This window comes from Crocosphaera watsonii WH 8501 (assembly GCF_000167195.1).
Taxonomy (GTDB): Bacteria; Cyanobacteriota; Cyanobacteriia; order Cyanobacteriales; family Microcystaceae; genus Crocosphaera; species Crocosphaera watsonii.
On record NZ_AADV02000001.1, the window covers coordinates 393563 to 407148 of the forward strand.

The following is a 13586-nucleotide window of genomic DNA, read 5'->3' on the forward strand; positions in this document are numbered from 1 at the left end:
AAAGAAATAATAAATATTATCGTTTGTGGACAAACCGTCATGATCCTTAGTTTCTTGCTACCCTATAGAAATATGTAAGGAGTGTAACGGAATCATCAATGCAAACGCAAGATAGACTAACTCAAAAACAACCTTTATCCCTCAAAGATGCTATCACTGCCAGTCAAAATTATTTATTGTCCCTACAATACCCCCAAGGGTACTGGTGGGCAGAATTAGAGTCTAATATTACCTTAACCGCGGAAACGGTTCTACTCCATAAAATTTGGGGAACCGACAAAACTCGTCCCTTACACAAGGTAGAAGCTTATTTACGTCAACAACAACGGGAACATGGGGGTTGGGAACTCTTCTATGGAGACGGTGGAGAAATAAGTACCTCCGTGGAAGCATACATGGCCTTGCGTTTATTAGGGGTTCCCCAAGATGATCCGGCCTTAATTCGTGCTAAAGATTTTATTATTAGTAAAGGGGGTATCAGCAAAACCCGAATTTTTACTAAGTTTCATCTTGCTTTAATTGGTTGTTACGACTGGAAAGGAATTCCCTCTATTCCCCCCTGGATAATGTTGTTTCCTGATAGTTTTCCCTTCACTATCTATGAAATGGCAAGTTGGGCAAGGGAAAGCACCGTTCCCCTAATTATTGTCTTTAACGATAAGCCCGTTTTTTCAGTCGATCCTGTCTTTAATCTGGATGAATTATATGCAGAAGGAGTAGAAAATGTCAAGTATGAATTACCGAAAAATAATAATTGGGGTGACATCTTTTTAGGAATAGATCAAGTCTTTAAATTTGCAGAACAGGTTGACTTAGTTCCCTTCCGAAAAGAAGGACTAAAAGCAGCAGAGAAATGGATTTTAAACCATCAACAAGAAACAGGAGATTGGGGTGGAATTATGCCCCCAATGTTGAATTCTTTACTCGCTTTTCGTACCCTAAATTATGATGTCAATGACCCCTCAGTTAAACTAGGTTTTGAAGCGATTGATCGCTTTTCTATTGAAGAAGATGATACTTATCGTTTACAAGCCTGTGTGTCTCCTATATGGGATACAGCTTGGTGTGTACGAGCATTAACGGATTCGGGTTTAGAGAAAGATCATTTTTCCCTAGTAAAAGCAGGGAAATGGTTATTAGATAAACAAGTCATGGAATATGGAGATTGGGCAGTTAAAAATAAAGCAGGAAAACCCGGCGGATGGGCTTTTGAATTTACCAATCGTTTCTATCCTGACCTCGATGACTCTGCTACAGTAGTAATGGCATTAAACGGTATCAAATTACCCGATGAAGCACGCAAACAAGCAGCCATCAATCGCTGTTTACAATGGATAGAAACCATGCAATGTAAAGAGGGTGGTTGGGCAGCTTTTGATCTCAATAACGATCAAGCTTGGTTAAACGAAGTCCCTTACGGGGATTTAAAAGCTATGATCGATCCTAACACCGCAGATGTCACCGCTAGGGTAGTAGAAATGTTAGGAAGTTGCGATTTAGAAATAGAAAGCGATCGCCTTAATAAATCTCTCAATTATCTTTATAAAGAACAGGAAAAAGATGGTAGTTGGTTCGGTCGTTGGGGTGTAAACTACATTTATGGAACCAGTGGGGTATTATCCGCATTAGCTGTTATTAACCCCGAAAAACATAAAACCCAAATGGAACAGGGAATTAACTGGTTATTAAGCTGTCAAAATAAAGACGGAGGATGGGGAGAAACTTGTCGGAGTTATAACGATCCAAGTCTTAAAGGAAAAGGAGTTAGTACCCCTTCCCAAACAGCTTGGTCCCTCATCGGTTTATTAGATGCAGGAGAAGCATTAAATAAGTTTGAAACAGATGCGATCGAACGAGGAGTTAACTATTTATTAGACACTCAAACCGAAGAAGGAACCTGGGAAGAATCAGAATTTACTGGAACTGGTTTCCCCTGTCATTTCTATATCCGTTATCATTTCTATCGTCATTATTTTCCCTTAATTGCTTTAGGACGTTATCAAAACCTGAGTTCGGAGTTCGGAGTTCGGAGTTAGGAATTATGTCTTTTTCTGTTGCCTAATAATGATAAATAAATATCCATTAGTAACAGAAAATATTACACTTTTCAGACTTGTAGGGGTTTAGCATTGCTAAACCCTTAACTATTGCCTTCTGACTTTTAATTGATTAATATAAAATTGACCAATAGGCAATTATTCTATAAAATAGTCTTTGTCAAATATGTTTAAAATAAGCCAATTATTTCGTTTTAAACGCTCAAATCTTTTATATTTAGTAATTTCCTTAATTATCCTGTTGTGGTGTATGAGTGTAGGTTGGGCTTTTAACCGAGCATTGGGAGCAAGTCCTAGCCATACTTTAGCCCAACTTAGCCCCAATCGTCCCACCGTCCAAGCAGGAAAGGAACTCTATGAAAAAACTTGTGCCGGCTGTCATATTCCTATTCCAGCAGAAGTGTTACCCACAGAAACCTGGCAGCAACTTTTAGAGAACCCTCAAAAACATTATGGTACCTCTGTGCCTAATATGATTCGTTTAACTCAAGTATTAATCTGGGATTATCTGAAAACCAATTCTCGCCCTATTTTGCTCAAAGGTTCGCCGATTCCTTATTATGTAGAACAATCCCAGTATTTTACCATTCTTCATCCCCGTGTAGAGTTTAAGGAACCTATCACAACTCAAAGCTGTGTACTCTGTCATACTGGTATCAAAGACTTTAACTATCGTCGTTTAACCGCAGAATGGGAAGATGCACCTTGAACAGTTATCAGTGATCAGTGAACAGTGAACAGTTAAAGTTTTCCTTTGTTTTCAATGATCAGGTTGGCACGATCTTTAAGAAAATCAATTTCTGAAGGGGTTAGTAAACGATAATGTCCACTGGATAAACTGTTTTTATGGTTAGGAGAGAGACAGAGTGAGTCAATGGCAGTACGATGGAGTCTTAGGACACGGAAACCTAGTTGTTCAACAATGCGACGAATCTGACGATTTCTGCCTTCAGTTAAAACTACTTTTAGCTGAGTTTGTTGAGCAGAACGACGAATCACCTCTACCTCAGCAGGTAACGTCTTTTTGCCCATGAGTATCACCCCTTCACGCCATTGTTGTAGGGTTTCTTCTGGGGGATGTCCTTTGACTAAAACTTCGTAGGTTTTTGGTAAATGATAACGAGGGTGGGTTAATTTTAGGGTCAAGTCTCCATCATTGGTTAATAATAACGCTCCAGAAGAGTTAAAATCCAGTCTTCCTACGGGATGAATACCAGTTCCTTGAGTTAACTTTTTCGGCAATAAATCTAAGACAATAGAACGGTTTTGGGGATCATCGCAGGTAGAAACCACCCCCACCGGTTTATTCAGCAAAATATAGATTAATTTTGGCCGTTTATTGGGTTGAATGAGTTTGCCATCTACTTCCAGGCGATCGCAACTTGGATCGGCTTTATCTCCTAAAGTGACTATTTTCCCATTTAACTTAACTCTTCGGGCCAATATCATATCTTCGGCACGACGACGGGAAGCAACTCCCCATTGAGATAAAATTTTTTGTACCCGTTCAAGCATTATTCACGCACTCTACAGGAATATTTCAGCTACAGTGGTGGGTTACGACGGATTCTTATATTCCTGTAATAATCCTGTATTGTAGCCGTCTAACCCACCCTACTTCACTTATTGCCGTTATTATTACTCGTAACCAGACCCGAATAAACCTGGCCTTTTTCAGCATCAACCGTAATAATTGCCCCTTCTCTAATATTAGCCGTTGCCTCCTTAAAATCAATAATTACAGGAACACCCAACCTTAGTCCAATAACTGCCGCATGGCTAGTTAAACTTGCTTCTTCGGTAATAATACCCGAAGCTTTACGCATCATTTCCACAAACTCCGCATTGGTTCCCGGAACCACCAAAATGTCCCCAGGTTCAAAATTGCCCAATTCCCTGGCGTTATGAGCAATTCTTGCCCGTCCACTGGCTGCTCCCTGACCAATACCCACACCTTTGCCCAAAACCGCCTTGACCATTTCTACCTTAATCAAATCCGTAGATCCTGCCACCCCTTGAAGGGTTCCGGCCGTCATCACCACTAGATCCCCATCCTTGAGCCAATTATTTTCTTGGGCCACATTAACCGCAGATTGAAAGGTTTGATTAGGTGAAGCTAAATCAAGCACCAGCAAAGGTTTAACCCCCCAGACTAACTGTAACTGCCTAGCCACATCCACATGGGGAGTAACCGCTACAATGGGTATTTGAGGGCGAAACTTAGAAACATTACGGGCCGTTGATCCCGTTTTTGTCAAAGACATAATGGCCGCCGCATTCAATTCTTGAGCAATGTGACTAACCGCTGAGGAAATGGAATTAGTGACTGACTGCTTCTTTTCTGAGAGGACTTTAGGGATAGTTGGTTCTCGTTCGATCCTTTCCGCAATAGTGGCCATAGTTGCCACTGCTTCCACGGGATATTTACCTACAGCAGTCTCGTTGGATAACATTACCGCATCAGTACCATCCAAAATAGCGTTAGCCACATCGGACACTTCTGCACGGGTGGGACGAGGGTTACTGGCCATACTATCTAACATTTGAGTAGCAGTAATCACCGGAATACCCAAACGATTAGCCGTAGAAATTAGGCGTTTTTGGAGGATAGGAACATCCTCTGGGGGTAACTCTACCCCTAAATCTCCCCGTGCCACCATTACCCCATTACACAAGGAGAGAATTTCTTCCATATCCTCGATGGCCTCGTGTTTTTCAATTTTGGCAATGACAGGAACATTTTTGCCGGCACTAGCAATCAATCCCTTAATTTCGAGAATATCTTGAGGGTTTCTCACAAAACTCAAGGCCACCCAGTCTACTCCTTGATCTAAACCAAACATCAAATCCCGTTTATCTTTCTCCGTTAAAGCCTTCACGGATAAATAAACCCCTGGAAAATTTACCCCTTTGCGATCGGACAACACACCCCCAACCACAACCCGACAATGAAGATCCTTATTCTCCTTATCCACTTTCTCCACTAGCATTTCTACTTTGCCATCATCCATTAAAATTCTCGCCTTCTCAGGCACTTCATCGGCCAGATGCTCATAGGAGACATAACTGATAGTTTGATTGCATTCAACTTCACGACTGGTCAAGATAAAAACATCCCCTGGTTGAACGGTAATTGGTCCGTTGGCAAATTGACCCAGACGAATTTTTGGCCCCTGTAAGTCCTGTAAAATAGCCACTGGTTGATTTAATTCAAAAGCCGTTTGACGAATCAGGCGAATACTATTTTGATGATAGTCATGATCATTATGAGAAAAATTGAGTCGTAACGTGGTTGCCCCTGCTAAGATCAATTGCCTTAAAATTTCTTTGTTTTGAGTAGCTGGACCGATGGTTGCCACGATTTTTGTGCGACGGGATATAGAAGAGGATGTCATAGGGAGCTAATTTAACGAAGAAGCAATTATCAATCTGAAGTTCTTTATCTAGGGTCTCACGAATGGTTACTATAGGTGGGAAAATTTGTTATTTTCTTAGGGATCTCCCCACTCCCCATCCCCCCGTCTCCCCATCTCCCCGTCTCCCCATCCCCCCATCTCCCCCAACCGAAATGACTTATTTAGGAGTTACGCATTGACAAATTAACTTAAATATGAGTAGCTTTAAAGAGAGACAACGATCGCTAATTATTAGAGTCATTAAAATTGACGTAATAATAACAATAACTAATCTATAAATTAGGCTGATAATTTCAAATTTATTTGCTCTAAAATAAAATTCCGATTAACTTCAATAGACAATTCTCTTTGGAGTTGATACCAATTATCAATTAACTCATTAGCTCTCATTAATTCAAGTTTAATAAAAGCCCGTAAAGAACTAAAGAAATGGGTCAATATAGCTTCTGATTTTCTGACTATAAATTTATTGATACCACATAATTGTTTGAGCGCACGATGGTAACATTCAATAATCCAATGAGTTGTTTTCAACAAAGTAAATAGAGTTTTATCTGTTTCTCTTAAGTCTTTATTTTCTTTGTCAAATAAAATATAAAAACGAAGCATCCCGTTTTTGAAATGTTTCTTAAATACTTTAACTTCGCCAAACTCTTTTAAGTAAACAATTGTCCCATTTTCCTCTATTTCTAAGCTTTCAACGGATTGATATTGTCCTTTAACGATTGATACTTGTCGATTTTTAGCTATTCCTATCATGAAACCTAATTCTTGTTTTTTCAAAATTTAAGTTCTCTTTAGATGAATACCAACTATCACCAGTTACATAAATTGGCCTCAGTCCCCAAGCTAAAACTTCCGATAGCATCATCCGAAAATAATCATTTTAGACAGATTATCTTCTTTATCATAAAGTCGATAATTTAGAGGGACTGAAATTCCATCAGGGTCAGTATATAATAAAGTAACTAAATTAATTCCTTTGATAGTTTTATGTTTATTTCCTGACCAGAAATAACCAATAAATTTACTTAATTTAGGATTACTATAAAGTTTTTCAATGACTGTATCATCAATACTTAAGGTTCCCCCACTCAGTTCAATGTGCTGTTTAAATTCATTGAATAAATCAACAGGTTTATAGCTTTCTCTTAATAAAAAACGGTTAACACTATCATGAGATAAATCCTCAAATATCTCGGATAAACGATTACAAACCGAATATTTGGATTCAGCAATTAAATAGTAAGTATAGAGTTCTAAATGACATTTAGCCGTTGATTTCTTCGTTATAGTTCGGATATCTACCTCCAGTTCTTATAATCCTCTCTATTTTATCAGTTTTTTGCTTTTTGTTAACAGCGATCGCTTTCTCTGTTTGGACCATGCACATTGTAAACCATCTGTCAATGCGTAACTCCTACTTACTGTAAAAACTAAAAAAAATGATGACTTAGATAAAATTTTGATTTCTAAAATTACTAAATCTGATGACTTATATGATTATCATCGTCCTTCTCGTCCTGAAAACTTCATTGGGAGAGAAAAAATTAAGCAAGAATTCTGGGATTTTCTAAATAATGTTAAAACTTCTGAAACTGATCTGAGAATTATTTGTTTTTCTGGTCGTACTGGCCTAGGAAAATCATCTTTGATTGTTAAGTTAGAAGAAGATTGTTCTACTAAACTAGAATATAAAGATAGGTTTTATATTTATGCAACTGATGTGACAAGTGTTAATGAAAAAACAGCTTTTTAATTTCTTAATAAAATTATTATTGAAGCTTTTCAAGAAGCCATTAATAAAAAATTTATAAGTTTATCTAATCATAAAATATATATAGAAAGTGTAGAACCACCATTTTTAGAAAGTCGTTCAATTCGAGAAGCTTTAGACTTCTTGAAATTTAATAATAAAGTATTAGTTATATTTTTTGATCAATTTGAAACAATTTTATCTAAACCATCTTTAGATCATTTATTTTTATTATTTGAAAAAATTGTTTATGAAGTTGATGGTCTTAAAAGTGACAATTTAGTGTTAGGATTTTCCTGGCGAACAGATATGATTACATCAATTTCTCATAAAGCTTACCATACATGGCATAATCTAACTAAGTTCCGCAAAGATGTTGAAGTCTCTGAATTTCACCAAGAAGAAGTTAAAAATTTAATAACTTGTTTTAGTCAAGAAAATTCTTTCAATAAATCTAAAAGAAACATACAATCTTTGTTAAAATCATGCCCAAAATATCCTTGGCTCATTAGAAAAATTTGTAGTGCTTTCTATAGCGATATTCTTGATAAATCTGAAGTTATTGAGAATAATTATAAAAAACCAATAACAGAAGATGATATTAAAAAGTTATTCGATAAAGATTTAGAATCTCTATCAGTGGAAGAAATAGAATGTTTAAAATATATTGCAAAAAATTCACCTGTTAATATGACAAATCTTTGCGAAAAATATAAATCTAACATTATAGAAGATTTAGCCGACAAAAAATTAATCATCAGAAATGGGAGTAATTATAAGCCTTACTGGGATATTTTTACTGACTATGTAAACCATGAAAAACTACCTGAATTAACGATAAACTATGTACCAACTCAAACAATTGAAAATTTTATAAGCAAGTTTCGGCAAATGAAAAACAATAAAACAAGGCAAGAAATCAGAACTATTTTGGATATCTCAGAGAACTCTTTAAAAGGTTTTCTTTCCGATTTTACTACTTTGTTTCCTTGCGAATATAATAGAAACAGCAAGAAACTTATAATCAGTAATGATAAAATATTAAAGTTCAATGATGCTGAAATTGCGAATTATCTTAGTGAACAATTTAAGAGTCATATAATTTATCAGAAAATACAGAGAAACCCATCAAAGCTAATTACTGAGGCTCAAATTACTGAATTTTTAGGTGAAGAATATTCAGTTTCAAATACAAGTATCAAAGATTATCGAAGTAGATTGTTATCTTGGTTATTTTTTACAGGTTTGATAGAAAAGCGTAGTAATTGGGGTTTGCTGAAAAAGTTTCTCCAAAATTTATGCCACTTTTGACCAAGAATTTTCTGACAAATCAATAAGTTTTAGTACATAAAAATTGTTTAAAGTATAATCAAAATTAATGAAAGGCGGTTTGATGAGTTCCCCTGTTCTATTATTAGTAAATAAGGACAAAAAAAGCGACAAAAACTGCCTCAGAAGTTTAGAAAGATTGACAACTAAAAATGTAATAGCAATAGATGTAATGGAGGTTTCAGGGAGTTTTGTCATCACGAGATTTAGGCTAAATCTTCGTTTAGCTTGTCCAAACTTTCCCTCAATAGCATTACGGAAGCATTCATCGGAGTGGGCTTGTTTCTTTTCTTCTTCACTGACATTTTTCGGAGGTCTTCCTAACTTCGGACCACTGATTCTTATCCCTCTTTCCTTACACCAATTTCTGTTTTCCCTAGTTCGATAAATTTTATCTACATGGACGGATTCGGGATAATAGCCAAACGTTTCTTTATACTTTTCTACTTGTTCTTTTAAATGACAAGATTCATTGAAGTTTTCCAAACTTATTTTGTCTAGAAACACATAGTTATCTACACAGCTTACTGAGAGTTTAGCTCCAAACTCTATTGGTTTCCCTGCTTTTCCCCTCACTATTGGACGAATATGCGGTTGAGTTAAACTTACAATTCTTTGAGGAACACTCTGGGTCTTATTCTCCCACATTGACTGTTGTTGTTCATAAACTTTTTTGATAGTCTCTAGACAATTTTTCTGTCTTTTACTCAGATTTTCCAGGGAAGCCCCAGCTTGAATTAAGTCTTCTATATTTCCTAAATTTTTCTTAAGGTATTTTAACTGTTTCCCGATAGCTTTTCTTCTTTCTTGATAAGATACTTTTCGTTTTTTAGCTACTTTTAAGTATTCCTTTCTAGCAATTTTTCTAGAAGTTCTCGGCTTTTTTCTCAATTTTACTCTTAATGGTTTATAAAGATTATCTATTATTCTTTCTGTCTCAATTCTGGCTTGATTTAATATGCCTAAATCCGTTGGGTATTTGATGTCTGCTGGCGCACAAGTCGCATCTAAAATTAGTTTACCTTTATTTTTTATTTTTTCTCTTTTTTCTTGGAGACAATCCTTTTTTTTTACTTCTTTATCACTCTTGTCTATTTCTCTTTTTACTATTTTTTTATTGATTTTGTTTATCAATTCTCCATCAATTCTTTTCCTAAAATGAACTAGCATTGAAGATTCCAGTGGTGGCTCTTGTTGATAACAATTTAAACCTATAAAGTATTGTAGATAGGGATTTTCTCTAATCTGTTCTATAGTTTCTCTATCACTTGTTCTTAATTTTTCCTTAATAATTAATGTCCCTAATGCCATTCTAAATAGTTTGGCTGGCGCACCTTTTTCTGCTGAAAAAAGTTTAGCATATTCTTCCTCAAAATCATCCCAAGGTATCAACTCTGCCATGATTACCCAACGATTATTGGGGGACAATTTGCCCTCGAAAGGTAATTCAAATTTTTCTGGGGGCGGTAAAGGTTGCTCCTCTTTTCGATACATTTGTTCTTGAGCAACAACTGGGAGGTGTTTCTACCAATTATAGCGGTTTGTAGCCGACAAAGCTGATCTTTTTTGCGATCGCGAATATGGATGTAACCTTTTAAAGAATAGGGTTTTGCTTTTATTCAGCAAACCCAAATTAGGACGAAAGGATAAATATGGTCAACGTTATACTTGGACTTTGGACAAAAAAAGTTTGTTAGCGTATATTTTACGCTAAACTAAAATCCCAAAATATCGGCTCTGTATCAGTCAATAAAATTTGCTGACAAATAGGGCTAATCTATAGATTCTGAGGAAAACTAAGGAGCTTTTAAGTTTTCAGTTGATTTTTTGCTCCCTTTCTTGATAACATCATGACGAGTTCGTGGGGCTTTTTTGTAACCTTTAATACGTCCGGAAGAAAAACCTCGACGTTTGGGAAATTTGGCGAAAGTCCCCAAGGTCGTAATTATTCTTGAAAAGTCTCTTTGAACTAGACTAGGGGTGATTTTGATGGATTTATTAGTCTTCAAATACTGTTCCCAATCACGGGGTAAAACCACAGCTAATTTTCTGGCAGCCCACAAATTTACATAAGAAAGAAGTGTTAGTTTAAACCAATTTTCTTCATGATGTACATCGGGAGTTAAATAAGATGTCATCAATAATCTTAAATCGAAAAAGATGTTCCATGTCATAACGTTGTCGATAACAGTGATAACAATCAACTAAACTTAACTCATCGCGCCGAGAACCAATAACAATAAGCCACATAGGTTTCCAAATACTATTTCTTTCTTGAGCTCTGACAACAATCTGGAGTAAAGTAAAGGGGTGATTGTTCATTTTATAGTTTTTAGTTCCTCTCATTAACATCTGTTTCCATCCCGAAATAGTCACTGTTAATTGACGACCTTTTTTCGTTGTAAAGGGAACATGATGAACTTCATCAGGTTCAGTCCAAGTTTGGTCATCTTTAAGGTCAAATTTATCCCCATACCAACGGGGATGTCCCGAAGTTTTGGCTTGATTTGGGTCCCGAATAAATTGACGATAAAAAACTCGGTCACTTCTAACTCTTGTAATAGTAACTACGTCTTCATGCTTAACTTGTTCCCCAATAAAATCCTTTTGGCTGTAGTCACTATCAGCCACTAAGGCAGATAATTTATCAGAAAATAAAGAACTTTGCCAGATTTTTTTTAGTTGTTGATTGCCTTGATTTACTCCTTTATGTTTAGAGGGGACTCGCTCTCCTGATAAGGGGACAGCCCAAGGGACTTTTTCTGTGTCTATTTGGTCAGGTAAAGCGCAGACAACGGAATAACAATGTCCAATATTAATGGGTTTATTTCCCTTAATTGGATTGGGGTAATGAATAAAGGTTTTATCCGCTAACGTTTCGGCAAACGGTCGTGGACAGGGAGTTGTGTCAATACCAAATAAGTTATAATGTTTTGAAGTGGGAGGAATTGTTCTCGATACGGCTGAAAATAAAGTCTCAATTCTCTGTTCATAATTAGGGTCAGTTTGAGTGGGTAAAAACTCTTGAATTCCTCTATATAAACTGTTATAATCTCTTCTAAATAAAGGATTGAGAGACAATTCAACGACTGAGTGAGCTTGTTGGTTACTGGAGAGGGCATCGAGTAATTCTATAATAGTTTCTTTTCTAGCTTTTAGTCCTTGGAAGAGGTTAGACCTCCACACCAGGAATTCCTCGACAGACGTAGCCGTTTCATTTTTGGTCATTTTTAAAATTTATTACCTTATAAATTAGCGGAATATATACGCTAACGTCAAAAGAGGTTGTTTGTTACAGTTAAGGCTAATGTCATCACATTCCGAACTTAAGACCAGTCAAGATGTCCACCTGAGAGCCAAACAAATTAAGAGTCTAATTCGCTCTCTTAAACAGAAAATAAAGAAAATTGAACGGGAAGGGGAAGTAGCACCAGCTAATTGTCATATTATTCGTTATCAGGTTAATGGAAAGGGAACAATCTACTGGTATTATAAACTACAGGCTGCTGAATCAATTTTTCCTATGGCCACTAATAATGAGAAAAAAACCAAATATAAATATTTAGGACGAGCCGGAAGTTCTGCTCATATTGATGCTGTAGAAAAACTCACTAGAAGAAATCTCATTGATGAATTAGAACGAGTCATTCAATCTCTAACTGAAAGCTACTTAGATATCTATATTGGAACCGAAACTGAATGAAGCTATTTAATATTTAAAATCCCCTAAAAAGATGGAAAGAGAGTTTTTAAAATCACCTTAATTCTCTATTTTAGCTCTGGAGATATGTTTAGCGTAAATTTTACGCTAACAATTGTTTTTTATCCAAAGTCCAACAAGAAGGTTGAGCGAAGTAATTCATCAGTTAAGCGGATTGATTCTTTACGTTTGTGTCGTATTTCATCAGCTTTATCTAGTATTTTAGCGATTCTTTTTTGTTCTTCTAGGGGTGGGAGGGGGATTTTAATTTGTTCTAATTTCTTCTTATTTAAAGTTGCACCCATTACGGCTCTATCTGTTTTACTAGAAACATCAAGAGTTTTTAAAACATAATACAGATAATCTGTATATAATAGTGATGGATCTTTAATTGGCAATCCTACTATTGCCTCATTAGTGTACATTGGAGCATCCAAAATTGATACTTTACCAATAGATAACTTGAAAGAAAAAACAACGGTATTTATTGATAATAATTTATCTTTACAAAGACTTGCACCTTCATCTGTAATTGTTTCTTTAGTGACAGATATATATTTCTTTTCATTCATATCAGAAATACTCAACCATTCATATCCTTTTCCCCAGTATTCAGGTTTTGAACGGGATGGAGTTCTACCAATTACTATTTCACATAACTCACTTAAAGGTTTTAAAATCCATTCTGAATTATATAAAGTCATCTTTTTAAAATACTCCTTTTTAAAAATTAATAATTAAGAATAATAGAAAATAGAGAGAAATCACAAAAAAAAAGGGAATAAAAATATTAAGTAATAAGAGAAAAGAAGAAAAGAAAAAACAACTCCTTATCTTATTCCCCCCTTTCAAAGGGGGGTTAGGGGGGATTAAAAAGGAAGTAAATCCTCAATTTTAGCACAAACACCTTCAAAACAATTAATAACTTCATCATTAGTAAAACGAATTACACTTAAGCCATAACCCTCTAAAATAAGAGTCCTTTGTGCATCATATAGCGTACCATCTTCAGTAAAATGACTATCACCATTAACCTCAATAACTAACTTTAACTTAGGACAATAAAAATCAACAATAAAATTATCAATCGGTTTTTGTCGCCAGACTTTCATTTCACCACCCCTATTAAAAGTAGGATTTTTTCGCATTTCCCTAGCTTTTTCTATTAGTTTAGGATTGTAAGGTAAAAAGTAGCGTCCTTGTTTCATATTATTAAGTTTATACCCCCTAGTGCAACGTGGTGGAAATAACTCACCAGTAACAAAATCCTGAAATCCTTACCAATCCATCTTTTTGCATGAGTGCATGAGTGCCTTTTGACTTCTAAA

Annotated in this window: 9 protein-coding genes and 3 pseudogenes; 5 read left to right on the top strand and 7 right to left on the bottom strand. The window is 35.8% G+C overall.

Annotated features, from left to right (window positions below; translation table 11 throughout):
* The first annotated feature begins 98 nt into the window (after positions 1–98).
* Entirely contained in the window at positions 99–2036 is a 1938-nt protein-coding gene (shc, locus tag CWATDRAFT_RS01940; RefSeq protein WP_007303400.1) for a squalene--hopene cyclase, read from the top strand.
* 187 nt (positions 2037–2223) lie between these two features.
* On the top strand, positions 2224–2766 hold the full coding sequence (locus tag CWATDRAFT_RS01945; RefSeq protein WP_007303401.1) for a low-redox potential cytochrome: 543 nt from the start codon (positions 2224–2226) through the stop codon (positions 2764–2766).
* 32 nt (positions 2767–2798) lie between these two features.
* Here the strand turns inward: CWATDRAFT_RS01945 and CWATDRAFT_RS01950 are convergent, their stop codons facing one another.
* The 3 genes and pseudogenes from CWATDRAFT_RS01950 to CWATDRAFT_RS35385 form a co-directional block, all read right to left on the bottom strand.
* Complete coding sequence (locus CWATDRAFT_RS01950) at positions 2799–3572, bottom strand: pseudouridine synthase (RefSeq protein ID WP_007303402.1); 774 nt, start codon at positions 3570–3572, stop codon at positions 2799–2801.
* A gap of 104 nt (positions 3573–3676) precedes the next feature.
* Complete coding sequence (gene pyk / locus CWATDRAFT_RS01955) at positions 3677–5452, bottom strand: pyruvate kinase (protein ID WP_007303403.1); 1776 nt, start codon at positions 5450–5452, stop codon at positions 3677–3679.
* Positions 5453–5752: 300 nt separating this feature from the next.
* Positions 5753–6775 (bottom strand): annotated as a pseudogene (locus tag CWATDRAFT_RS35385) (IS701 family transposase).
* A 163-nt stretch (positions 6776–6938) separates the two neighbouring features.
* Here CWATDRAFT_RS35385 and CWATDRAFT_RS01965 point away from each other — a divergent pair.
* Together CWATDRAFT_RS01965 and CWATDRAFT_RS01970 are read left to right on the top strand one after the other, a co-directional pair.
* Positions 6939–7232: an ATP-binding protein gene (locus tag CWATDRAFT_RS01965; protein ID WP_007303405.1), complete on the top strand. Its 294-nt coding sequence runs from the start codon at positions 6939–6941 to the stop codon at positions 7230–7232.
* Between the two features lie 141 nt (positions 7233–7373).
* Positions 7374–8540, top strand: coding sequence for a hypothetical protein (locus tag CWATDRAFT_RS01970; protein WP_007303406.1), 1167 nt, complete (start codon positions 7374–7376; stop codon positions 8538–8540).
* Here CWATDRAFT_RS01970 and CWATDRAFT_RS01975 read toward each other — a convergent pair.
* Positions 8526–10052 carry an IS5-like element ISCwa2 family transposase gene (locus CWATDRAFT_RS01975; RefSeq protein ID WP_007303407.1) on the bottom strand — a complete coding sequence of 509 codons (1527 nt, stop codon included), beginning with the start codon at positions 10050–10052 and terminating at the stop codon, positions 8526–8528. The two genes, CWATDRAFT_RS01970 and CWATDRAFT_RS01975, sit on opposite strands and share 15 nt — an antisense overlap.
* 302 nt (positions 10053–10354) lie before the next feature.
* Positions 10355–11786, bottom strand: a pseudogene (locus tag CWATDRAFT_RS01985) (NF041680 family putative transposase).
* A gap of 79 nt (positions 11787–11865) precedes the next feature.
* Between CWATDRAFT_RS01985 and CWATDRAFT_RS01990 the strand changes: the two are divergent.
* Positions 11866–12261, top strand: a complete 396-nt coding sequence (locus CWATDRAFT_RS01990) for a hypothetical protein (protein ID WP_007303072.1) — start codon at positions 11866–11868, stop codon at positions 12259–12261.
* Between the two features lie 122 nt (positions 12262–12383).
* Here the strand turns inward: CWATDRAFT_RS01990 and CWATDRAFT_RS01995 are convergent.
* Both CWATDRAFT_RS01995 and CWATDRAFT_RS02000 read right to left on the bottom strand, forming a co-directional pair.
* Positions 12384–12962: pseudogene (locus tag CWATDRAFT_RS01995) on the bottom strand (restriction endonuclease subunit S); the annotation flags it as partial.
* 165 nt (positions 12963–13127) lie between these two features.
* Positions 13128–13466: an endonuclease domain-containing protein gene (locus tag CWATDRAFT_RS02000; protein ID WP_007303411.1), complete on the bottom strand. Its 339-nt coding sequence runs from the start codon at positions 13464–13466 to the stop codon at positions 13128–13130.
* Between the last annotated feature and the right edge of the window lie 120 nt (positions 13467–13586).

Bases quoted from the DNA above. Each gene is read 5' to 3' on its own strand.
- shc (WP_007303400.1), top strand. From the start codon at position 99: ATGCAAACGCAAGATAGACTAACTCAAAAACAACCTTTATCCCTCAAA.
- CWATDRAFT_RS01945 (WP_007303401.1), top strand. From the start codon at position 2,224: ATGTTTAAAATAAGCCAATTATTTCGTTTTAAACGCTCAAATCTTTTA.
- pyk (WP_007303403.1), bottom strand. From the start codon at position 5,452: ATGACATCCTCTTCTATATCCCGTCGCACAAAAATCGTGGCAACCATC.
- CWATDRAFT_RS02000 (WP_007303411.1), bottom strand. From the start codon at position 13,466: ATGAAACAAGGACGCTACTTTTTACCTTACAATCCTAAACTAATAGAA.
- CWATDRAFT_RS01950 (WP_007303402.1), bottom strand. From the start codon at position 3,572: ATGCTTGAACGGGTACAAAAAATTTTATCTCAATGGGGAGTTGCTTCC.
- CWATDRAFT_RS01990 (WP_007303072.1), top strand. From the start codon at position 11,866: ATGTCATCACATTCCGAACTTAAGACCAGTCAAGATGTCCACCTGAGA.
- CWATDRAFT_RS01975 (WP_007303407.1), bottom strand. From the start codon at position 10,052: ATGTATCGAAAAGAGGAGCAACCTTTACCGCCCCCAGAAAAATTTGAA.